This window comes from Pollutimonas subterranea (genome assembly GCF_002849655.1).
Taxonomy (GTDB): Bacteria; Pseudomonadota; Gammaproteobacteria; order Burkholderiales; family Burkholderiaceae_B; genus Pollutimonas; species Pollutimonas subterranea.
This window is the reverse complement of the sequence record NZ_PDNW01000026.1, coordinates 1-21269: the sequence shown is the minus strand read 5'-3', so window position 1 is coordinate 21269 and position 21269 is coordinate 1. Positions and strand designations below refer to the sequence as shown.

Genomic DNA, 21269 nt, shown 5'->3' with positions numbered 1-21269 from the left:
ATGTATCCCACGTTCAATTCCACAGTTTCGCAAATCGTGCTGTTGCCGGGCAGCCTGCTGCTGCTCATGATCATCGGCTGCATTCTATTGACGGCACGCTGGCGCCGGGCGGGCTGGACGCTGCTTGTCATCGGCATAGGCAGCTTGGCCGTTCTAAGCATGCCGGTGACGGCTTATAAGATGATACGCAGCCTGGAATCCGCCGGCGCGGTGGATCCGCGGGAACTCAGCAAAGCGCAGGCCATCGTACTATTAAGCGGAGGCGTGCGGCATAGCCAGCCGGAGTATGCCTCCGACGTGTCCAATAGCGCGACGCTGGAACGGGTGCGTTATGCGGCCTTTCTGCACCATCAGCATAATCTGCCGATCATGGTGACGGGCGGCAACCCTTCCGGCGGAGAGGCCGAGGGCTGGGTCATGAAACGCGAGCTGGAAACCGTGTTCGACGCCCCGGTGCGTTGGCAGGAAACAGAATCGACCAACACGGCGGAAAATGCCGAGTTTGCCCGGCGGGTTCTGGAGCCTGAGGGCGTGAATACGATTGCGCTGCTGACGCATGCCTGGCATATGCCGCGCGCCAAGAAGGCCTTCGAGCGCGCGGGCTTCACCGTGATTGCCGCGCCCACCGTGTTTCACATTGAGCCGGTGCAGGGCATCATGAATTTCATCCCCCAGGCCGATTACCTAAGCCTGTCCAACAAGGCGCTCCACGAGTGGGTGGGGATGGTCTGGTATCGGCTGCCTAGATAGCGTCTTTGGTGAATTCGCCGTTGACCAGTCGCAGCACCTTCAGCGGATTCGCATTCTGCAGCACAGGCGGCAGCAGTGCATCGGGATAGTTCTGATAGCACACCGGACGCAGGTAGCGGTCGATGGCCAGGCTGCCTACTGACGTGCCACGCGCATCGGACGTTGCCGGATACGGGCCGCCGTGCACCATGGCGTCGCACACTTCAACGCCAGTCGGAAAGCCATTAAGCAAAAGACGGCCTGCCTTCTCTTCCAGGATGGACACCACGGCTGAATGGTTGACCACCTCGGCCTCGGTGGCGATCAGGGTGGCGGTCAGCTGGCCATGCATGGCGCTGAGGAAGGAGGTCAATTGCTCCTGGCTTTCGAACGTAACCAGCACGGTGGATGGCCCGAACACTTCTTCTTCCAGTGGTGCGTCGTCATGGTCGAGAAGCAGGCTGGGCTTGGCCTTGAACACATAGGCGCTTGCCTTGCCGTCGTTGGCCGTGCCTTTGGCCAGCACCTCGATGCCCTTCAGCGCTTTCAGGCGCTTGATGCCGGCTTCGTAGCTGTCCAGCGCGCCACGGTTGAGCATGGTTTGGGCGGGCGTTGCGGTGAAGGCCTGCTCCAGCTCTTTGGTGAAGGCGGTCAGTTCGGGTGATTGCACGCCCAGCACCAGTCCGGGGCTGGTGCACAACTGGCCACAACTCCCCGCAACCGATGCGGCCAGGTCGCGGGCGATCGCGGCACCGCGTTCCTGCAAGGCGCCCGGCAGCAAGACGATGGGGTTGATGCTGGACATCTCGGCGAAAACGGGAATCGGGTCGGGGCGATTCGCAGCCAGGTCGCACAGGGCGCGACCGCCTTTCAGCGAACCGGTAAAGCCCACGGCCTTGATGCCGGGCGCCTGCACCAGACGGGCACCCACGCCCGTGCCGTAGATCATGTTGAACACGCCCGCCGGGATGCCGCAACGTTCGCGTGCCCGTTCGATGGCGTCCGCCACGCGCTCCGACGTCACCATGTGGCCGGTATGGGCCTTGACGACGACCGGGCAGCCCGCGGCCAGCGCTGCGGCCGTATCGCCGCCGGCCACCGAGAATGCCAGAGGGAAATTGCTGGCGCCGAACACCGCGACCGGCCCCATGCCGATGCGGCACACGCGCAGGTCGACACGCGGCATCGGCTTGCGTTCCGGCAAGGCGGTATCGATGCGCGCACCATGGAAGTCGCCGCGGCGCAGCACGCGCGCAAAAAGGCGCATCTGGTTGCTGGTGCGTGATCGTTCGCCTTGCAGGCGGCCCGCGGGCAGTGCGGTTTCGTTCGAGACTTCGGCGATGAAGTCGTCGCCCAGCGCGTCAAGTTCTTCGGCGATCTGCTCGAGGAATTCGGCGCGCCGGTCGATGGAGAGGTTGCGGTATTCGCGATAGGCGTCGCTGGCAGCCTGCACGGCCTCGTCGATTTCTTCCGGCGTGGCTTGCGAGAAACTGACGTGGTAGGGCTGCCCGGTGTCGGCGCCGATGCTTTGCTGTGTGGCTTTCCCACGCGCGCTGCGGCGTCCGCCTATGTAGTTGTGTCCCAGGATCTGGGCGCTGACGAAGTCATTCATTTCTAGATTTCCCTAACGAGTTTACATGGACCGTTCCAGCATCTGGACGTAATCGTCTTGCGATGCCTCACGGGGATTTGTCTTGTGGCTGTGATCGGCCAACGCACCCTGGACGATGCGTGCAAACTGGTCGCGCGACACACCCATTTCAGCCAGGCCCGCTGGCAGGCCCAGCCGCTTGCTCATTTCGACTATCGCCGCGCCTATGGCCTGTGCGCTGGCATCGGGCAGCTGCATGGCCTGCGCCATGCGTTCCAGCTTTTGTTCCTGCAGCATCGAGGGCGATGCCGCATTGAATTCGATGACCGCGGGAAGAAAGACAGCATTCAACGTGCCGTGGTGCAGGCGCGGATCGATACCGCCCAGCGAATGGCTGAGGCTGTGCACACAGCCCAGGCCTTTCTGGAAGGCCATGGCGCCCTGCATGGAAGCGCTCATCATGTTCAGGCGCGCCTCGCGGTCTTGGGGATGGGTGGTAGCGGTTTCAATATGGCGCCATGCGCGGCGCAAGCCGTCCAGGGCAATGCCGTCGGCCGGTGGATTGAAGGCCGATGACATAAAGGTTTCCATGCAATGCGCAATGGCATCCATGCCGGTGGCGGCCGTCAGCATGGCAGGTAGTGCCAGCGTCATGGACGGATCGCAAATGGCGGAACGGGGCACCAGATACGGCGAAAGCACGCCCACCTTGCGTCCGTCGTTCAAGATAAGGATGGCGCCGCGCCCGACTTCGCTGCCCGTGCCGGCCGTGGTGGGAATGGCAATGACAGGAGCGGTCGCCGCCGTGATGCGCGCCGCACCGCCTTCGATCACGGCAAAGGTCTTGAGCTCGCCCGGATGCGTCGCGCACACAGCCACGCCCTTCGCCAAGTCGATGGACGAACCGCCCCCGACGGCAATAATGCCGTCAAAGCCGCCCTGCCGATATACCTGCACGGCGGCCTGCACCGCAGCCTCGTTCGGATTGGACGGCGTGCCGTCGAACACCGCGGCGGGATCGGCATGGTCCAGCTGCGCCAACACCCGATCGACCAGCCCCGCCTTCCTCACCCCGGCGTCGGTGACGATCAGGGGACGCGTTATGCCGATACGATCACATTCCTGCTGCACGGTGGCCAGGGCGTCGTAGCCGAACTGGACCTGGGTGATGTAGTTGATGAGTGCCATGGTTGTATCGCTTTTCGTTATAGTTTGGAAAAGTGCCGGATGTGTTCTTCCAGCAATTTACGATAATCGCGCCACTTTGAAAACTAAGCGGCGCACATACAGGTATAAGTTTTATTCATGCCAACACTGCCCTCACTGGAACAAATGACCGCAAGGCTCAGGCTCAAGCAGTTGCATTTGCTCAGCGCCCTGGCCGATCACGGCTCTTTGCTGAAAGCCGCCGAGAAAGTTTCCCTGACGCAACCCGGAGCCAGCAAGGCCTTGCAGGAAATCGAAGCCATTTTTGGCGTGCCGCTGTTTGCCCGCAGCTCGCGCGGACTGGTCGCCACTGAAATGGGCCATTGCGCCATACGCTACGCCCGGCTCATGCAGACCGACCTGGCCCACCTGCGCGGCGAAATGGAAGATATCCTGCAAGGACAAGGCGGACGGTTGAATGTGGGCGTGATCATGGGCGCAGTGCCTTTGCTGACGGAAGAAATTACACGGCTGCTGGCGCAATATCCCGACGTGGCCGTGGAAATCGTCGAAGACACCAGCGCACGGCTGCTGCATCTGCTGGATCGCGGCCGGTTGGACGTGGCCATCTGCCGGCGTTCCGTCAGCGCGCAGCCGCAACTGTACGACAGCATCGACATACACCACGAAACCCTGGCGGTGGTCAGCAGCATCGACCATCCCATGGCGGGCCGCAGCCATCTGGAGCTGGCCGACCTGGATGCATCGCGCTGGGTCGTGTATTCGGCCAACATGCCAATGCGCCGCCTGCTGGAACGTGAATTCCATGAAGCCGGCTTGCGCTTTCCACACCGGCTTTTTGAAACCACCTCGGCCTTTGCCACGCTGGCCCTGCTGCGTCGCCAGCCGGATATTGTGGCACTGCTGGCCCTGGACGTGGCCGAGTTCTTTGCCTCGATGGGCGTCATGCGCATCCTGCCGCTGGCGTTGAAATCGCGCAGCGAGCCGTATCAACTGGTGACGCGCCGCGGCGCCGTACTGTCGCGCGCGGCGCAATTGTTCATGCAGTCGTTTCGTGATGACCCGGAGCCGTCGCCGGGCCGCAGCACCGGGCCGGGACCTTCAGTCCTATAGCATGCCCGGGTAGCTGCCGCCGTCCAGGACCAGGTTCTGTCCCGTCATAAAGCCGGCCTGCGCGCTGCATAAAAAGGCGCAGGCATCACCCAGCTCATAAGGCTGGCCGTAGCGCTTGGCGGGTATGGATTTCAGGCGCGCCTGCATGATGTCTTCGATGGGCTTCCCGGTATTCTGCGCCGTCTTGGCGGCCGTTTCCTTCAGCCTGTCGGTCTCGAAGGGGCCGGGCAACAGATTATTGATGGTCACGTTGTGCTCCACCACCTGCCGTGCCAAGCCGGCCACGAAGCCGGTCAGGCCGCTGCGCGCGCCATTGGACAGGCCGAGGATGTCGATGGGCATCTTCACCGCCGCCGAGGTGATGTTCACGATGCGCCCGTAACGCTGGCTGATCATCGCGTCGATCACATGCTGGATCAGCGCAATAGGCGTATACATATTGGCATTCACGGCCGCCATCCAGTCGTCCTTGGACCAGTCGCGAAAGTCGCCCGGCTTGGGGCCGCCGGCATTAGTCACCAGGATGTCGGGCATGCCCGCCACAGCAAAGGCCTGTTCGCGGCCTTCGACCGTAGTAATGTCCGCCGCCACCGTCGACACCTTCACACCCATCGCCTGCCGTATGGTTTCGGCCGATTGCTCGAGCAAGTCGGCTGTCCGGGCAACGAGCGTCAAGTCGACCCCTTCGCGGGCCAAAGACATGGCGCAGGCGTAGCCCAGCCCCTTGCTTGAACCGCAAACCAGCGCGCTTTTTCCTTGCAACTGTAAGTCCATGAATGCCTCGTGTTGGTTGATTGATTTAATGGGCAGTGTAGGTCAGGCCTCTGGCAAAGTGCGGGTCATGTCCCACAAATTGGCGCCGCCCGGCTGATCCAGATGCGTCAGGTACAGGCGCAGGTCGAACTCGTACTGATGATAATTCGGCTCCATGCGTTCGCAAAGATTGTAGAAAGCCTTGTCGTGCTCTCTTTCCTTCAAGTGAGCTAGCTCGTGCACGGCAATCATTCTCAGGAACGCTTCCGGCGCCGACCGGAATATCGTGGCAATGCGGATTTCGTGCTTGGTTTTGAGTTTCATACCCTGCACGCGCGAAATGGTGGTGTGCGTGCCCAGCGCGTGGGCGATCACCTGCATCTTGCTGTCGAACGCCACCTTGCTGATGGGCGCGCCATTGCGGATATAGCTGTTTTTCAAATCGACGACGTAGTCGTACAAGGCCTTGTCGGTACGCACGCCATGGGCCTTCGGATACCGGCTGCGCAGCACATCGGCCAGCTGCCCGCGATCAAGCAGCAGCTGGACTTTATTGCGTGTGTCGGGGGAATAGCCCTTCAGGTATTTCATGCCAGGATTGTAAGGCCTGGGGTAGCGCTCCACGGTACTTGTCCGCAATGCTGTTTCGATCCGTTGCGTATATTTATAGACTAATATGTGTTCATATATAGACGACACGGACCGTGCCATGCGAACTCCGATGAATGACCCCAAAACCAGCGAAGCCAGACGAACCCTTGCCCGGCAGGCGTCCGCTGCCTATTCGGTCGACGATTATGTACGCGACGTTTCCACGGCCACGCCGCTGGAACTCGTGGAAATCGAGCGACAAGGCGTGCACGGTGCAGTCCTGAAGAGCCTATCAAGAAAAATGTCGGTCCCGATCTCGTACATGTACAAGATTCTTGGCGTGCCCAAGGCTACCGCAGAAAAAAAAATGGGCGCTGGCGAATTCGTCACCGGAAGCAGCGGACATGCTGCCATCGGCATGATCCGATTGCTGGGAATCGCGCAAAACATGGCAGAAAACAGCACAGCCGAAGTAGCGAAAGATTTCGATGCCAGTAAATGGCTGGGGCAGTGGATAGAGCTGCCACAGTCGGCACTTGGTGGACGAAAGCCTGCCGATCTTATCGACACGCCCACCGGCATTGATATCGTTGCCAGACTGCTAGGCGCTATAGAAAGCGGCGCTTATCAGTGAAATTATGGCGCATCGCCGCAGAAACGCGCGGCTACTCGGCTGCGGACATCGGCGGCACCGGTGCGGCAATTCATCCCGGCCGCTGGAACGACTTCGGTCAGGCGGTCGTATATTGCGCCTCGACGGTATCACTTGCCGTACTTGAGACGGCCGCTTACATCGATGACGGTGGTTTTCCGTTGAATCGCTATCTGATCGAACTTGATGTCCCCGCCCTTGTCTGGGCAGCCAGGGAAGAGTTCGCGACAGACGATCTTCCCGTGACCTGGGCTGCCATCCCCGCCGGAAACGCCAGTGTGAGATTGGGCTCGGCGTGGTTGCTGTCCAAGCGTTCGCCCATACTGCTTGTGCCTTCCGTGATCGTACCCGAGGAGCTAACCGTTCTCATCAATCCCTTACACCCACAATCCAGATCGATTACCGCGAAAACAGTACGCCGGTTCGAATACAACCGCGTTTTCAGGCCTGGCATTTCATGAACACCAGCCTGGCCGGCCACGAAGGCGGCAGACTTACGCCACCTGGAAGGCTTCCCCGCAAGGATCCAGCCGTATTCCCACCGGCAAGTTCTTCCAAGGCAATTGCTTCAGGATCATGGGCATGGAGCCAGGCGCGGCGCCTACGATGATTTCTTCGGCAATGGGGGTGAAGTCGGCACGAAAGTGCACCGCGCTTTTCACGACCAAAATGGCTTGCTCGGTTGGCTCAACGCCCACAAAGCGGAACATGGCCTGATCCGCCATTTGTACTTTCTGCGAGGCCAGGACCACGCGCACACCGTCGATCAGCAGGCATGCGGACAAGCCCATATCGAGGTTGAACCCGTGGTAATAAGGCCCCGTCGCGGCGGTCTTGCCGTCCGACAGGCGCTCGATAAGAAAATCGCCTTCAAAGGGCTGGTCGTCAGGAAGGCCCGCGTTGCCACCGATGGCAATGCGAATGCGCTGCCCTTCTCCGGCTTCATGTATTTTCGCGGCCGCAGCGGGGTCGATGATCAGGCCGATAGCGGCACGCTGGGCCTTGTTACGCAATAAGGCGCGCAGCATGCCGGTAGTGTCCGAATTACTGCCAGCGCCCGGGTTGTCCTGGGCATCGGCAATGACGATGGGTTTGGAACTGGTCAATGATTTTTGCATGGCGTACTGCACGGCTTCGTCGGGGCTGTAGAGCTTGCCGGCGAACGATGACTCCGCTGCATTGACGGCGGCTTCCAGCTGGTCGGCGGCTGCGTCGGCGCTGGCTTGATCGTCGGCATACGCCCAGATCACCGGTGAGCATTCTTTAAAGTCTGCCGCTGGAAACCCTGTGGTGAACGACACATGAGTGACGTCGTTCTCGATCTGCGCGAGTTGCTGATACAGGCCTTTGGATGGCTGTATGTCGGTACATTGCCAGCAGATGGGAATCAGGAAGGGCAAACGGCGTACGGCAACCTTGGGCCGTACGCCCTTGGCAAGCCGATGTTGCAGTTGCTGGTACGCCCGGGCGCCGGTTTCGGCCATGTCGACATGGGGATAGGTGCGATAGGCGACAAGTATGTCGGCCTCGTGCAGCATCTGTGCAGTCACGTTGGCATGCAGGTCCAGGCTGGCCACGATAGGCACGTCGGGCCCGACAACCGCGCGCACCCGGCGCAATAGTTCGCCTTCGCCATCATCGAAAGTCTGGGCCACCATGGCACCATGCAAGTCCAGATACACGGCATCCACCGGCAAAGCGGCACTGATGCCGTCGACAATCATCGAGGCGATGCGTTCGTACGTGTCGGCGGCAACGTGCGCCGATGGGCTGGCTGCGCACCAGGTCGTAGGAATGACGGTGTCGCCTGCATCTTGTGCGCATTTCACAAAACCGGCGGCGGGAATATTGGCGCCCGCAATCGCGGGCCAAATGGCGTCACCCGACATCAGGCCTGGCCAGCCGCCACCGGCCAGGAAGGCGTCCCAATCGGCCAAATCAGGCGCAAAGGTATTTGTTTCGTGTTGGAAACCGCCGTAAACGATACGTAGCATGGTTATATCTGCCTCTCGTGAGTGTGTGTTTGCACCGTATGCCGGCGCGCTTCAAATTGTTGAACAGCGTCAGTCAATCCGCTTACGCCGGAACCGGTCGGAAGTTTTGGAAATCCCAGCCGCGACCGGGCGCCGCATTGATCAGGGCCTTGGTGTAGCTTTCCTGCGGCTGGCTCAGCACCTGGCTGGCGCTGCCGGATTCCACGACTCTGCCTTGCTGCATCACCAGAATGGTGTCGCAGATCTGCGCGGCGACCCGCAGGTCGTGGGTGATGAACAGCACCCCCACGCCAACGCGCTGGCGCACTTCCTCGAGCAGGTCCAGCACCTGGGCCTGAACGGAAACATCAAGCGCCGACACGGCTTCGTCGGCGACCAGGACATCGGGCTCCATGACCAATGCGCGCGCGATGCAAATACGCTGACGCTGGCCTCCGGAAAATTGATGCGGATAGCGGTCCAGCGTATCGGCCGGCAGGCCCACCAGTTCCATTGCCCGCAACGCCTGCTTGATGGCATCGCCGCGCGCGGTGCCGTAGTTGAGCAAACCTTCGATGATTGAATCGCCGACGCGCCGCCTGGGGTTCAGGCTGCGATAGGGGTCCTGGAAAATGATCTGGATGCGCTTGCGTATGGGCATCAGCCGGCTGCGGCCCAGAACGGTAATATCGTCATCGTGCAGGCGGATTTCACCCGAGCTGGGGTCGATCAATCGCACGACGCAGCGCGCCACCGTGGATTTCCCCGAGCCCGACTCGCCCACAATGCCCAGGATTTCGCCGCGACGCAAAGTCAGGGTGACATCGCTGGCGGCCGCCACTCGTTCCGTCTTTTTGAATAAGCGCTTGGCCTTGTCGTAAAACTTGTTAAGGCCGCGGACGTTAAGAATGATTTCACCATCGGGCGCGGCACGCGTGTGGGGCGTCAGGCTGGGCACCGATGAAACCAGCATGCGGGTGTAGTCTTGCGCGGGATTCGCAAGCACTTGATCACGGGTACCAGTTTCAACCACGCTACCCTGGTTCATGACCAGGATACGATCGGCAATTTCGGCTACCACCCCGAAGTCGTGGGTGATGAAGATAACGGCGGTGCCATGTTTGGTTTGCAGTTCGCGAATCAAGGACAGAATTTGCTTTTGCGTCGTCACGTCAAGCGCCGTGGTGGGCTCGTCGGCAATAAGCAGCTTGGGCTTCAAGATCAATGCCATCGCAATGACAATCCGCTGGCGCTGACCACCGGACAACTGATGCGGGTAAGAATCGTACATACGCTCGATGTCGGGCAGATGCACGGATTCCAGCATCGCCAACACCTGCCGACGCCTTTCCGCCGCGCCGACTTTTGTGTGCAGTTTAAGTACCTCTTCAATCTGGGCGCCAACCCGATGCACCGGGTTAAGCGCCGTCATGGGCTCCTGGAACACCATGGCGATTTTGGAAGCGCGCAGTTCGCGCATGCGCCCGGCGCTGACCTTCAGGATGTCCTCGCCGTCGATTTCTATTTGTCCGGCCGTGGCCGTCAATGCGTCTTTGGGCAGCAAGCCCATTACCGCGAGCGAGGTCACCGATTTACCTGAACCGGATTCGCCCACGATGCAAAGTGTCTCGCCGGCAAAGACTTCCAGGCTCATGCTCTTGACGACTGGACGGCCAGGAGCGGCCTCGGACTTGGCAGGGCCACTGCTTACATTGACGGATAGTTCCTTTATGGTCAATACCGGAGCATCGCCGCGGGCGCCGGCGGATTCGTGTGCGGACGGAGTCATGATTATTTCCTGATATTCGTTCAAGGCAGCTGCCTTACAGTCGACGCGACATGCGCGGGTCCAGCGCATCGCGCATGGCATCGCCCAGGACATTGACGCTTAGTACAGTGAGCGACAGCAAGATGCCGGGGTACAACACCAAGCCGGGCAACAGCTGAAAGTAGGCACGGCCTTCGGCCATGATGTTGCCCCATGACGACGTTTCAGGCGGCACGCCCGCGCCCAGGAAGCTAAGAATGGCTTCGGTAAGGATGGCGGAGGCAAATACATACGTACCTTGCACGACCAGCGGCGCCATGGTGTTGGGCACCAGATGGCGCATCATTAGCGTAAAGGTGGGCGTGCCCAATGCCACGGCGGCTTCAACGTAAGGTTCGTTGCGCACGCTTAGGATGACGCTGCGCACCAGCCGCACAACCCGCGGCACTTCAGGCACCGTGATGGCGATCATGACGGTCAACAAGCTGGCACCCGAAATAGACACCAAAGCGATCGCCAGCAGGATGCCGGGAATGGCCATCAAGCCGTCCATGATGCGCATGACGATGCCGTCGATCCAGCGAAAATAGCCGGCGACCACGCCTATCGCCAGGCCTATGACCATGCTGAACGCGGCGACGCCCAGGCCCACCACCAGCGACACCCGTGCGCCATACAGCACCCGCGAGAACACGTCCCGGCCATAGGCATCGGTGCCCAGCCAGTGTTCGGCCGAGATGGGTTTTAGCCGCACGCTGGGGTCGATGGCGGTAGGGTCTACCGTGTGCAACCAAGGTGCGAAAAAGGCAATGAAGACCACCAGGGCCAGAACGAAAAGCGATATCAGGACCGGCCCGCCCTTGAGGGTCTGGAGCAGTGCGGACTGAATTTTGGCCGGGGCAATGCCTGCATCGCCGGGCGCTGAGGCGGCAGGCAGTGTAGTAGTAGCGTTTGTCATGTCGGCCTCAGTAACGGATACGGGGATCGAACACGGTGTAGAGCGCGTCGACAACAAGATTGATAAGAACGTAGACAAATGCGAACAGCAGTATCAGAGCCTGTATGACCGGATAATCGCGAGCCAGTACCGCTTCGACCACTAGCCGTCCCAGGCCCGGAAGATTGAAAACCGACTCGGTCACCACCACGCCGCTGATCAACATGGCCACGCCCACACCGATAATCGTCACGATGGGTACCGCGGCATTGCGCAAGGCATGCCCGGTCAGTACGCTGCGCTCGCGCAGCCCTTTGGCCCGCGCCGTGCGAATGAAGTCTTCGCCCATGATTTCGATGATGCTGGTTCGGGTAATGCGCGCGATCAGCGCGACGTACACGGTGCTGAGTGCAACCGTGGGCAGGACCAGGGCCTGGACAAATGGCCACACGCCTGCCGAAAGAGGCTTATAGCCCTGTACGGGAAACCAGCCCAGCTTCAGGGAAAAGACCAGGATCATGACATAGGCGGTCACGAAGACCGGTACCGAAAAACCCAGCACCGACGCGGCCATGACCACCCGGTCCAGGAGTTTGCCTTGGCGCCGGGCTGCCAGAATCCCCAACGGAATGGCGACGATGACCGACAAGGTGATCGTGCTCAGGGATAGGGCCAGCGACGGCCCCATGCGCTGCCCTATCATTTCGGCGACGGGCACACCGGAAAGCAGTGATGTGCCCAGGTCGCCTTGAAGCAGGCGCCATATCCACATAAAGAACTGGGTATAGATTGGTTCGTCCAACCCCATCGTCTGGCGTATCTCAGCAAGCTGCTGCGGTGTGGCCGAGTCGCCCGCGATAATCGCAGCCGGGTCGCCCGGAGTGAGCCTGAGGATGGCGAACACCACCGCCGCCACCATGGCCATAACAGGGATCGATGCTGCGGCACGCCGTAGGATGAAGTTAAACATAGTCAGCTCAGCTTGCAGATTTCTTGATGTTCCAGAAGATCGGTGCGGGCGACTCCAGCATACCTGTCAGGTTTTTGCGGAAAGCGCCGGGCACAAAATACTGGCCCATGGGTAAGAGCACGCCTTCGTCGATCACCAGTTGCTGGATTTCACCGGCCAATTGCTTGCGCTTGGCTTCGTCGGTGGTGCCTGAAAACTCGACACGCAGCTCTTCGATCTTGGGCACGTCAGGCCAGCCGAACCAGGCCTGTGTCCCGTTGGCGGCGACGCCAAAGGCACGCAAGGGGTCCAGCGCTTCGGCCATCACGTTATTGGTGGCAAATATGTTCCAGCCGCCTGCCTTGGGTTCGGTCTGAACCGCACGGCGAGTCACGACGGTCTGCCAATCCATGGCTTGCATGTCGACCTTGAAGCCCGCGGCGCGCAGGGCCTGGGCGATAACCACGGGCTGGGCATTGACCGATGGGGTGTCGGTGGGCTGCAGGATCACGACCGGGGTATTGTCGTAGCCAGCCTCTTTCAGCAATGCCTTGGCCTTTTCAATATTGCCCTTGACGGTCACTTCGGCACCGGCCTGGCTGTCATAGGGCAGGCCACAACCGAACAAGGCGGCGCAGGTCTTAAAGTACTTGGGATTACCAATCAGTGCCTGCAGGACGCTGGTCTGATCCACCGCGTACATCGCGGCCTGGCGAATCTTCTTGTCGTTGAACGGAGCATGCAAGTGGTTCATGCGCATTACGGTCTGGTAGCCCTGTGGATCCAGAACCTTGATGTTGATGTCGGTATTGCTTTCGACAATTGGCGCAAGGTCGAAAGGCAGCTGTTCCAGATAGTCGATCTCGCCGCTGACCAGGGCGTTGACGGACGTCATGGCGTCGGGCGTGGCGATCCACTTCACGCGATCGACATACACATTCTTGCCACCGGCGGTACCGCTGGCGGCCTCCTTGCGCGGCAGGTAATCGGTGTTCTTTTCATAAACCGCCTGCAGGCCAGGCCTGAATTCGGCGGTGACCATCTTGAACGGTCCCGAGCCGATATATTCTTTGATCGGCTGGTTGGGAGGGGTATCGGCAATGCGCTTGGGCATCATGAAAGGGGCAATACCGCTGGGCTTGGCCAGCGCGCGCACGGCCAGATCCGTCGGGCTCTTGAATGTCATGACGAAGCTCGTGGCATCCACGACTTTCATTTCGGTCATCTGGGAGTTCATCATCTGACCCATCTTGTCTTGTGCTGCCCAGCGCTTGATGGATGCGACGCAATCATCGGCGGTGACCGGCTGGCCGTCATGCCATTTCAGGCCGTCGCGCAAGGTGAAGGTATAGGACTTGCCGTCGGCGGAGGCTTCCCATTTCTCGACCATTTGCGGCTGGATTTTGTTGTCGGCGTCGGTCGCCAACAGGGTGTCGTAAATCATGTAGCCGTGGTTACGCGTGATATGCGCGGTGGTCATGATGGGGTCGAGCACGCGCAAGCTGGAGTGCATGACCGCGGTAATGGTTTGCGCCTGCAGCGACGGTGCGATGGCTGCGCTGGCAAGGGCGGCAGCCAGTAAAAGTTTTCGTGGCGAGAATAATTGTTGTTTCGACATGGGTTACCTTGCTTTAGTGGATGAAAAGTGGCCAGACGAGAGGCCGGTATGACGCTACAAGAAAACGACTAACTGTTGTTGACACCGGGGTGGGCCTGGGGCTTGGCCTGTTTGCGAATCACGCTTCTGCCGCGGTCGAGGAAGCCGGCATATTCGTCATCCGGCACGAACAGTCCGCCGGTGGTCCAGACAATGTGATTGGCCTGCTGCATATGTGGCAGCAGGCCTTGCTGGCTCAGGTAAGACCGCCCGGCTTCACTTCCCAACACCATGCGCGGCCCGCTGAATGCCGCGGCGGCGGACGGTTCGATGCGGATATTCTCCTGGTCATGCAGCCAGGCCAGGTCGGCGAACAGGGTGTCGTCGGCGGTGGTCGCAATGCCCGAGAGCAAGGGGCGCATTTCCTTGATCGCCAGCGCGGATGCGGCCGGAACGGCGAGGCCGTCGGCTTCGGTGACGTTATCGAGTCCGACGTCGTAGACCGTGATGCCGGGCCGGTCAGGGTTTTGCATTTGGGCCAGAAAGCATGGCGAAGTGGTGGGCTCGACAAAAAAGCAATGCACCGCTTTACCGAAGATATGTTTAAGGCCAAAGGTGACCCCAGCCGGCGCGCCCCCTACGCCGCAAGGCAGGTAAACAAACAAGGGATGCTCGGCATCGACCTTGACGTTTGCGGACTTGAGCTGCGCTTGCAGCCGGAAGGCAGCCACTGCGTAGCCCATGAACAGGGAATGGGATTGCTCGTCGTCAACGAAATAGCTGTGTGGATCAGCGCTGGCGCGCTGCCGCCCCGCCTCGACGGCCTGGGCATAGTCGCCGGAATACTCCACCACGGTGACGCCATGGCGGCGCAGCCGGTCTTTCTTCCATTGCTTGGCCTCGGCCGACATATGCACCGTGGCGCGAAAGCCTAAGGCAGCCGACATAATGCCTATGCTCAGCCCCAGATTGCCGGTAGACCCGACCGACACTTCGTACTGGCTAAAGAGGGAGCGGCTGGTCGAGGATGACAACTGACAATAGTCGTTCGAGCTGTCCAGCAAGCCATGGCGGCGCGCCAGCGATTCGGCAAATTCAAGCACTTCGTGAATGCCGCCCCTTGCCTTGATGGACCCGGCAATGGGCAGCGCATGATCCGCCTTGTCCCAGAATTTTCCGTAACGGCCATTGATATTGTCGATACCGGCGATCGACGGCAGTTCGATCAATTCAGACTCGATGATGCCCTGGCTGGCAACCAGTTCCGGAAACAGCTCCATCAGTAAAGGCGCAAACCTGGCCAAACGCAGCTCGGCTTCTTTTACATTGCTTATAGTAATGCGAGCATCCGAATCGGCGTCCGGATAAACGTTTATATCCTGATTCAGCCACAGCTGCGGCAACTTCATTATTTGTTGTGGCCCATCAGTACGCATCAGTGTTTTCCCTAAGATTTACGCCTAATCCATACTCATCACATGGACATGTCTATGGACTTATTCTGGCCGTGGCACACTGATACCGCAAGCCATTTATATTAACTTCCTTATTAGTAATACTAATGAAACACAAGCTCTCACCGTCCCTGCTTACCTGGTTGCGCTGCTTTGATGCCGCCGCGCGCAACAACAGCTTCACCAAGGCCGCTGCAGAATTGCATGTGACACAGGGCTCCGTCAGCCAGCAAGTAAAGCGTTTGGAAGACCACCTGGGAGTGGCCCTATTCCACCGCGCACGGCGTAATCTCGAGCTTTCGCAGGAAGGGCTCCGACTGGCCATCGCAGTCAGCCAGTCATTCCAGGTGCTGGACGATGCGCTAGGACAAATACATGGAAGCGGACGAAACCAGGCCCTTAGCCTTAGCTGCTCGCCATCGTTCGCGATGGTATGGCTGACACCACGGCTGGGACAGCTACTAAGGGAAAACCCCGAACTATCTGTCCGGGTCCATGGCGAGTTTCAAGCCCTGGACCGATCCCGCATGGATCAGGAACACATTCAGGCCGGCATACGTTTCGATTTGGGCCGCTATTCCGACCTGTACGCAGAAAAGCTTTTGGACGAGTGGCTGATCCCCGTCGCCAGCCCGGCCTTCATGGCTGCCCACCCGGAACTAAAAAAACCGGCTGACTTACCCAGCGCATTTATGCTGCACGACGCCATGCCTTGGGATAGAGCCGAAGAATATACGGAGTGGAATACGTGGCTGGAAGGGGTGGGCTCACCGGTGCCAGCCACGCACGACGGGCAACTCTTTAATTTGTCTCAGTTGGCCGTCACTGCGGCCCTGACCGGCCAAGGCGTTGCCATGGGCCGAATGGCGCTGGTGCTGGACGATTTGATCAAGGGACGCCTGGCGCCCTTTTTTGCCACACCGGTTCGGTCAAAAGCATCTTATTACTTTATTTCCACCAGCCAAGGCATGGAAAACATAAGCATCATCGAAGACTGGCTGAACCGCGAAAGCAAACAGTTCCAGCACGTCCGCGATATCTGGCTGAAGACGCTACGGTAACGCTGGATGCGGGCGAAGCCAAAGTATCAAGGACGCCCCTTGGACGAGCACAGCTAACGGTCGGAAGAGTAGTTGGCGGGCCTTAGCCAGTCTTCGACATTCAGGCGCGGCACCTGATGAAAAGCAGAATCGTTGGTCACCAGTATGGAGTCGGTACATACAGCATGGGCTGCGATCATCATATCGAGCGATCCTAATGGCCTGCCGCGGCTTTCCGGGCCGGCCCGCACGAGTCCATATGTTTGCGCGACGGCGCTGTCCCAGGGAAGCACATCGACACACTTGAGAAGCTCGTTAACGGCCCTATGAAGGCGCTTGGCCTCGGGTCTTTTTGCCAGTCCGAAATGCAGCTCGCCTTCAGTAACCGCTGAAATACATAACGACGTCATTGGCATTGACGCGACGCCCCCGGCCACGACTTCATGCCCTTTTATCAAGTGACTTACCATGTTTGTATCGAGCATGTACCGCTTCATGGCTTTCCTTCATCGAATGGATCGCGGTCGCAAACATCTTGCCTGCGCTCATCCACATCGAGAAAGTCAACGGGAACGTCAAGGTCTTTGATCGCGTCGAAAAAATCGCTCCACGTTTCCGGCTTGCGGGACAGGATTATGTCGCCTGTTTCCGGGTCTTTACGAATAAAGACCTCCTTAGTATCGAATCGATAAGCAGCCGGCAGACGCACGGCTTGGCTGCGACCATTGCTGAACAGTTTGGCTGTTTGGCTCATCACTGGCTCCTGACATGGTGGATACCACAGTATATATCCGGCTTCGCGCCAGCGCTACACGGCTTTAACGCCACATGAACGTCATCGCTCGACCGAAGTCCGTGCAAACCCTAGTTGCGGCTATATTTCATGTGTGTAAAACTCTTTTCATATACAGGAAACATTATCATGCCTAAACCCTCTTGGATCATCCGCGAATCGGACGTTGCGGGATACTCCCCCGCCAATCACAGCGGCACCGTCAATCGCCGCATCATCAGCCGCGAAACCGTGGGCGCGCAGCACGTTGAAGTGCTGGTCGGCACCATCGAGAAAAACCAGGGCGCGCTTCCGCATGCGCATCCCGGCATAGAGCAAGTATGCTACTTGCTGTCGGGTTCCGCCATCGTCGAAGTGGAAGGCGAACGTGGCGAATTGCTGCCCGGCGACTGCTGCTACTTTCCGCCAGACAAGAAGCATGTCTTCACCGTAACCAGCGAAGAGCCCGCGCGCCTGCTTGTTATTTACTCACCGCCCTACGAAGAAAACCCCGATCGCGTTATTCGTTAAGCACGACATTCACCCACACCCTAAACAACAACAGCCGCTGATTCAGATCGCGGCACCGGAGACTCCACCATGAAATTATTCCCGACCCTGAACGCGTCGCCCCGCGTATCCGCCGCCCGTTCCGCCAAGCGCGTGCTGGGCACTTCCTTGCTGGGCCTGGCGCTGTGCGCCACCAGCGCCTTGGCCGCTTATCCGGAAAAACCCATCAACCTGATCGTTCCGTTTCCCGCCGGATCGGGCACCGACGCCGTCGGACGCATCTTTGCCGATGAGCTCGGCAAAATGCTGGGCCAGACCGTCATCGTGGAAAACAAGCCGGGCGCCAACGCCACCATTGCCGCCAATTACGTGGCCAAGGCCAAGCCCGATGGCTACACCCTGTTTGTCACGACCAATACCTCGCACTCGGCCGCACCATGGCTGATGAAGAACGTGTCGTACGATCCGGTCAAGGACTTCACCCCTATCGCACGTGGCGGCAATCTTCCCTTCCTGTTGGTCACCAATCCGTCCAGGCCATACAAGACGGTGAAGGAACTGGTCGATTACGCCAAGGCGAACCCGGGTAACGTTACCTACGCCACCGGCAACAGCACCGGCATCGTGGCCGGCGGCACGCTAGGCGCGGTAGCAGGCATAGATATCCTGCACATTCCCTACAAAGGCACGCCGCAAGCCTTGACCGACCTGGTTGGCGGCCAAGTCGATTTCATGTTTACCGATTTCACGTCGGGCATGCCTTTCGTGACGTCCGGCCGCCTGCACGCCATGGCCGTATCCACCGCCAAGCGCAGTGATCTCGTCCCCGACTTGCCATCCATGGAAGAAGCGGGCGTGCCCAACTTCGACATCAATTCCTGGAATGGCTATTTCGGTCCGGCCGGCATGTCACCCGAGATCGTGAAGGTGCTGAATACCGCCATCAATAAAATCGTTAACGATCCCGCCACCAAGAAACGCCTGGCCGACCTGGGCTTCGACGCCTTCAGCGGCACGCCCGAAGAATTTTCCACTTTCGTGCAAGATCAGTACGTGCTTTGGGGCGACCTGATCAAAGCTGCCAAAATCGCTCCACAATAATGGTAACGATGTGACTACAGCACAAGCTTCCGCCGGTCCGCTCGAGGGTATACGTATCCTCGACCTCAGCTCCGTGGTCATGGGGCCCTATGCCACGCAAATTCTGGGCGACCTGGGCGCCGACGTGATCAAGCTGGAGTCGCCCACAGGCGACAACATGCGCGCGGTCGGCCCCATGCGCAACCCCGGCATGGGCGCCATCTACCTGCACCTAAACCGCAACAAGCGCTCGATTGTGCTGGACCTGAAAACCCCCGAAGGCCGGCAAGCCTGCCTGGATTTGGCCAAGACCGTCGATGTGTTGCTGTATAACGTGCGCCCCCAGGCCATGGCCCGGCTGGGCTTGAGCTATGAAGAGGTCGCACAGGCCAACCCCAAGCTGGTCTACGTGGGCGCTTACGGCTTTGGCAGCAACGGTCCGTATGCCGGCAAGCCCGCCTACGATGACCTGATCCAGGGAATGACCGCCATTGCCTCGCTTTATCAGCAGAACTCGGGCGACGTCCCGCGGTATGCGCCGCTGACCCTGGCGGATCGCGCCGTGGGCATGCAAGTAGCCATCGCCATGCTGGCCGGCGTCATCCAGGCCCGTGCCTCGGGCCAGGGGCAAGCCATCGAAGTTCCCATGTTCGAAGCCATGGCGCAGCTGGTGCTGGGCGACCACTTGGGCGGCGAAACCTTCAGCCCGTCCGAAGGCGCCACCGGCTACGCCCGCCTGCTGGTGTCGTACCGTCGGCCCTATGCCACCGCCAACGGTTATGTCAGCGTCCTGATCTACAACGACAAGCACTGGGCCCGATTCTTCGAGATCATCGGTCGCAGCGACTTGCTGCAAGACCCTCGCTTCAGTACCCATACCGCCCGGGCCCGACATATTGATGAAGCCTATTGCTTCGTGTCCGAAACCCTGGCGACAAACACCAGCGAATACTGGCTGCAGGCGTTCAACGACGCCGACATCCCCTCGGCGCCGCTGTACAGCGTCGATGACCTGATTGCCGATCCTCATCTGAAGCAGGTCGGCATGCTGAAAGACCTGCAACACCCGTCCGAAGGCGCCATACGGTCGCCGGCGCCGGTGGGCAATTATTCCAGAACACCCTTGAGCATACGGCGCAACGCACCGCGCCTGGGCGAGCACACCGAAGAGGTGCTGCGTGAAGCGGGGCTGGCCACAACCGCCATCGACAAAGTGATGGACCCCACGTCAACAGGCACAACCAACAACGGGAAGCTATCGTGAGTTTCGTATTGACAGAGGATCGCAAGGCATTGGTCGCCGGGGTGGAAGCCTTGTGCGAGCAATACCCCAACGACTATTGGCTGGAGCGCGACCGCGACGGCGAATACCCACATGAATTTCATCGCGATCTGGCACAGGCCGGCTGGCTGGGCATTGCCATGCCCGAAGAGTACGGCGGATCGGGTCTGGGCATGACCGAAGCCGCGCTCATGATGCATACGATTTCGCGCTCCGGCGCCGGATTCTCGGGTGCATCCGCGGTACACATGAATATTTTCGGCCTGAACCCCGTGGTGGTATTCGGCTCACCCGAGCAACGCGCCAAAGCGCTGCCTCCCCTCATCAGCGGCGAACACAAAGCTTGCTTTGCCGTGACCGAGCCCGATGCGGGCCTGGACACCACCAAGCTGACCACTCGCGCTGTGCGCGATGGCGATCATTACGTGGTGCACGGGCGAAAGATCTGGATCTCCACGGCACAAGTCGCCAACAAGATGCTGCTGCTGGCGCGCACGACGCCGCTGTCGGAAGTGAAGAAACCCACGCAAGGCTTGTCGCTGTTCTATACCGACCTGGATCGCAGCAAGATCGAAGTGCGCGAAATCGAAAAGATGGGCCGCAAGTGCGTGGATTCGAATATGCTGTTCATCGACGGCCTGCGTATCCCCGTAGCCGATCGCATTGGTGATGAAGGCGAAGGTTTTAAGTACATCCTGCACGGCCTGAATCCCGAACGCATCCTGATCGCCGCCGAGGCCGTGGGCCTGGGCCGTGCAGCCCTGGATCGCGCCGTCGAATACGCAAAAGAGCGCAGCGTATTCGGACGCGCCATAGGCCAGAACCAGGGCATACAGCATCCGCTGGCACAAGCATGGATGCAGCTGGAAGCCGCAGACCTGATGGTGCAGAAGGCGGCGTATCTCTACGACGAAGGCCTGCCTTGTGGCGAGTACGCTAACTCCGCCAAGTACCTGGCGGCCGAGGCGGCGTTCAATGCATGCCAGACGGCTATCCTGACACTGGGCGGCATGGGGTACGCGAAGGAATACCATGTCGAGCGGTATTTGCGCGAGAGCTTTATCCCCCGGATCGCGCCGGTGAGTCCGCAGTTGATCATGTGTTTTATTGCGGAAAAGGTGCTGGGACTACCTAAGTCGTATTAGGCGGCGCGGGCGAAGAAATAGCACCAGCTGAAGAGGATAGGTAATCCCCCCATAGAACCGCAGTGAGCTGAAGTAGAATTTCCACAACAAGGAAATTCGAGCAATGAAGCAATCCCGATTTACCGACAGCCAGATCATGGCGATCCTCAAACAAGCCGAAGCCGGC

At 59.7% G+C, this 21269-nt stretch carries 22 protein-coding genes; 9 read left to right on the top strand and 13 right to left on the bottom strand.

All coding sequences use genetic code 11. From position 1 onward, the window contains the following. Window positions 1-750, top strand: a complete 750-nt coding sequence (locus CR159_RS19735; RefSeq protein WP_102075667.1) for a YdcF family protein — start codon at window positions 1-3, stop codon at window positions 748-750. Here CR159_RS19735 and CR159_RS19730 read toward each other — a convergent pair. Next, entirely contained in the window at window positions 743-2341 is a 1599-nt protein-coding gene (locus CR159_RS19730) for an aldehyde dehydrogenase (NADP(+)) (protein WP_102075666.1), read from the bottom strand. The two genes, CR159_RS19735 and CR159_RS19730, sit on opposite strands and share 8 nt — an antisense overlap. A 21-nt stretch (window positions 2342-2362) precedes the next feature. Beyond that, window positions 2363-3508, bottom strand: coding sequence for a 4-hydroxybutyrate dehydrogenase (gene gbd, locus CR159_RS19725; RefSeq protein WP_102075665.1), 1146 nt, complete (start codon window positions 3506-3508; stop codon window positions 2363-2365). 117 nt (window positions 3509-3625) lie between these two features. Between gbd and CR159_RS19720 the strand changes: the two genes are divergently transcribed. After that, window positions 3626-4600, top strand: coding sequence for a LysR family transcriptional regulator (locus CR159_RS19720; protein WP_102075664.1), 975 nt, complete (start codon window positions 3626-3628; stop codon window positions 4598-4600). Here CR159_RS19720 and CR159_RS19715 read toward each other — a convergent pair. Continuing rightward, window positions 4595-5374 carry an SDR family oxidoreductase gene (locus tag CR159_RS19715; RefSeq protein WP_102075663.1) on the bottom strand — a complete coding sequence of 260 codons (780 nt, stop codon included), beginning with the start codon at window positions 5372-5374 and terminating at the stop codon, window positions 4595-4597. The two genes, CR159_RS19720 and CR159_RS19715, sit on opposite strands and share 6 nt — an antisense overlap. Window positions 5375-5416: 42 nt before the next feature. Beyond that, a complete protein-coding gene (locus tag CR159_RS19710; protein WP_102075686.1) occupies window positions 5417-5944 on the bottom strand; it encodes a M48 family metallopeptidase in 528 nt (175 codons plus the stop codon). Window positions 5945-6074: 130 nt separating this feature from the next. On the opposite strand from CR159_RS19710, the gene CR159_RS19705 reads away from it, so the two are divergent. After that, complete coding sequence (locus tag CR159_RS19705; protein ID WP_102075662.1) at window positions 6075-6578, top strand: antitoxin Xre/MbcA/ParS toxin-binding domain-containing protein; 504 nt, start codon at window positions 6075-6077, stop codon at window positions 6576-6578. After that, on the top strand, window positions 6575-7057 hold the full coding sequence (locus CR159_RS19700) for an RES family NAD+ phosphorylase (protein ID WP_102075661.1): 483 nt from the start codon (window positions 6575-6577) through the stop codon (window positions 7055-7057). Before CR159_RS19705 ends, CR159_RS19700 begins: the two co-directional genes overlap by 4 nt. A gap of 33 nt (window positions 7058-7090) precedes the next feature. Here the strand turns inward: CR159_RS19700 and CR159_RS19695 are convergent, their stop codons facing one another. From CR159_RS19695 to dsdA, 6 genes are all read right to left on the bottom strand, one after another. Beyond that, window positions 7091-8590, bottom strand: a complete 1500-nt coding sequence (locus CR159_RS19695) for a M81 family metallopeptidase (protein ID WP_102075660.1) — start codon at window positions 8588-8590, stop codon at window positions 7091-7093. An 82-nt stretch (window positions 8591-8672) separates the two neighbouring features. Continuing rightward, complete coding sequence (locus CR159_RS19690; protein WP_102075659.1) at window positions 8673-10358, bottom strand: ABC transporter ATP-binding protein; 1686 nt, start codon at window positions 10356-10358, stop codon at window positions 8673-8675. A gap of 34 nt (window positions 10359-10392) precedes the next feature. Continuing rightward, on the bottom strand, window positions 10393-11295 hold the full coding sequence (locus tag CR159_RS19685) for an ABC transporter permease (RefSeq protein ID WP_102075658.1): 903 nt from the start codon (window positions 11293-11295) through the stop codon (window positions 10393-10395). A 7-nt stretch (window positions 11296-11302) separates the two neighbouring features. Further along, complete coding sequence (locus CR159_RS19680) at window positions 11303-12244, bottom strand: ABC transporter permease (protein WP_102075657.1); 942 nt, start codon at window positions 12242-12244, stop codon at window positions 11303-11305. 7 nt (window positions 12245-12251) lie between these two features. Then, entirely contained in the window at window positions 12252-13841 is a 1590-nt protein-coding gene (locus CR159_RS19675) for an ABC transporter substrate-binding protein (RefSeq protein WP_102075656.1), read from the bottom strand. Between the two features lie 68 nt (window positions 13842-13909). Then, the gene (gene dsdA, locus CR159_RS19670; protein WP_102075655.1) at window positions 13910-15256 is read right to left on the bottom strand and encodes a D-serine ammonia-lyase; all 1347 of its coding nucleotides are present in this window, start codon (window positions 15254-15256) and stop codon (window positions 13910-13912) included. A gap of 125 nt (window positions 15257-15381) precedes the next feature. Here dsdA and CR159_RS19665 point away from each other — a divergent pair, with 125 nt between their 5' ends. After that, window positions 15382-16335, top strand: coding sequence for a LysR family transcriptional regulator (locus CR159_RS19665; RefSeq protein ID WP_102075654.1), 954 nt, complete (start codon window positions 15382-15384; stop codon window positions 16333-16335). 53 nt (window positions 16336-16388) lie between these two features. On the opposite strand, the gene CR159_RS19660 is transcribed toward CR159_RS19665, so the two are convergent. Then, on the bottom strand, window positions 16389-16799 hold the full coding sequence (locus CR159_RS19660) for a type II toxin-antitoxin system VapC family toxin (RefSeq protein WP_233208420.1): 411 nt from the start codon (window positions 16797-16799) through the stop codon (window positions 16389-16391). 8 nt (window positions 16800-16807) lie between these two features. Then, window positions 16808-17068, bottom strand: coding sequence for an antitoxin (locus CR159_RS19655; RefSeq protein ID WP_102075652.1), 261 nt, complete (start codon window positions 17066-17068; stop codon window positions 16808-16810). A gap of 168 nt (window positions 17069-17236) precedes the next feature. On the opposite strand from CR159_RS19655, the gene CR159_RS19650 reads away from it, so the two are divergent. The 4 genes from CR159_RS19650 (at window position 17237) to CR159_RS19635 (ending at window position 21103) form a co-directional block, all read left to right on the top strand. Further along, window positions 17237-17617, top strand: coding sequence for a cupin domain-containing protein (locus tag CR159_RS19650; RefSeq protein ID WP_102075651.1), 381 nt, complete (start codon window positions 17237-17239; stop codon window positions 17615-17617). A gap of 69 nt (window positions 17618-17686) precedes the next feature. Next, window positions 17687-18697, top strand: coding sequence for a Bug family tripartite tricarboxylate transporter substrate binding protein (locus CR159_RS19645; protein ID WP_102075650.1), 1011 nt, complete (start codon window positions 17687-17689; stop codon window positions 18695-18697). A 10-nt stretch (window positions 18698-18707) separates the two neighbouring features. Beyond that, on the top strand, window positions 18708-19940 hold the full coding sequence (locus CR159_RS19640; RefSeq protein WP_255398987.1) for a CaiB/BaiF CoA transferase family protein: 1233 nt from the start codon (window positions 18708-18710) through the stop codon (window positions 19938-19940). Continuing rightward, window positions 19937-21103: an acyl-CoA dehydrogenase family protein gene (locus tag CR159_RS19635; RefSeq protein WP_102075649.1), complete on the top strand. Its 1167-nt coding sequence runs from the start codon at window positions 19937-19939 to the stop codon at window positions 21101-21103. Before CR159_RS19640 ends, CR159_RS19635 begins: the two co-directional genes overlap by 4 nt. On the opposite strand, the gene CR159_RS21985 is transcribed toward CR159_RS19635, so the two are convergent. Next, a partial coding sequence (locus tag CR159_RS21985; protein ID WP_233208419.1) for a hypothetical protein occupies window positions 21090-21269 on the bottom strand: 180 nt, incomplete at its 5' end. The two genes, CR159_RS19635 and CR159_RS21985, sit on opposite strands and share 14 nt — an antisense overlap.

What these genes read in the sequence shown, in the direction of transcription:
- CR159_RS19660 (WP_233208420.1), bottom strand. Translation starts at nt 16,799, where the DNA reads ATGCTCGATACAAACATGGTAAGTCACTTGATAAAAGGGCATGAAGTC.
- CR159_RS19680 (WP_102075657.1), bottom strand. Translation starts at nt 12,244, where the DNA reads ATGTTTAACTTCATCCTACGGCGTGCCGCAGCATCGATCCCTGTTATG.
- CR159_RS19735 (WP_102075667.1), top strand. Translation starts at nt 1, where the DNA reads ATGTATCCCACGTTCAATTCCACAGTTTCGCAAATCGTGCTGTTGCCG.
- CR159_RS19655 (WP_102075652.1), bottom strand. Translation starts at nt 17,068, where the DNA reads ATGAGCCAAACAGCCAAACTGTTCAGCAATGGTCGCAGCCAAGCCGTG.
- CR159_RS19665 (WP_102075654.1), top strand. Translation starts at nt 15,382, where the DNA reads ATGAAACACAAGCTCTCACCGTCCCTGCTTACCTGGTTGCGCTGCTTT.
- CR159_RS19695 (WP_102075660.1), bottom strand. Translation starts at nt 8,590, where the DNA reads ATGCTACGTATCGTTTACGGCGGTTTCCAACACGAAACAAATACCTTT.
- CR159_RS19730 (WP_102075666.1), bottom strand. Translation starts at nt 2,341, where the DNA reads ATGAATGACTTCGTCAGCGCCCAGATCCTGGGACACAACTACATAGGC.
- CR159_RS19685 (WP_102075658.1), bottom strand. Translation starts at nt 11,295, where the DNA reads ATGACAAACGCTACTACTACACTGCCTGCCGCCTCAGCGCCCGGCGAT.
- CR159_RS19645 (WP_102075650.1), top strand. Translation starts at nt 17,687, where the DNA reads ATGAAATTATTCCCGACCCTGAACGCGTCGCCCCGCGTATCCGCCGCC.
- CR159_RS19710 (WP_102075686.1), bottom strand. Translation starts at nt 5,944, where the DNA reads ATGAAATACCTGAAGGGCTATTCCCCCGACACACGCAATAAAGTCCAG.
- CR159_RS19720 (WP_102075664.1), top strand. Translation starts at nt 3,626, where the DNA reads ATGCCAACACTGCCCTCACTGGAACAAATGACCGCAAGGCTCAGGCTC.
- CR159_RS19690 (WP_102075659.1), bottom strand. Translation starts at nt 10,358, where the DNA reads ATGACTCCGTCCGCACACGAATCCGCCGGCGCCCGCGGCGATGCTCCG.
- CR159_RS19650 (WP_102075651.1), top strand. Translation starts at nt 17,237, where the DNA reads ATGCCTAAACCCTCTTGGATCATCCGCGAATCGGACGTTGCGGGATAC.
- CR159_RS19715 (WP_102075663.1), bottom strand. Translation starts at nt 5,374, where the DNA reads ATGGACTTACAGTTGCAAGGAAAAAGCGCGCTGGTTTGCGGTTCAAGC.
- CR159_RS19675 (WP_102075656.1), bottom strand. Translation starts at nt 13,841, where the DNA reads ATGTCGAAACAACAATTATTCTCGCCACGAAAACTTTTACTGGCTGCC.
- CR159_RS19705 (WP_102075662.1), top strand. Translation starts at nt 6,075, where the DNA reads ATGAATGACCCCAAAACCAGCGAAGCCAGACGAACCCTTGCCCGGCAG.
- dsdA (WP_102075655.1), bottom strand. Translation starts at nt 15,256, where the DNA reads ATGCGTACTGATGGGCCACAACAAATAATGAAGTTGCCGCAGCTGTGG.
- gbd (WP_102075665.1), bottom strand. Translation starts at nt 3,508, where the DNA reads ATGGCACTCATCAACTACATCACCCAGGTCCAGTTCGGCTACGACGCC.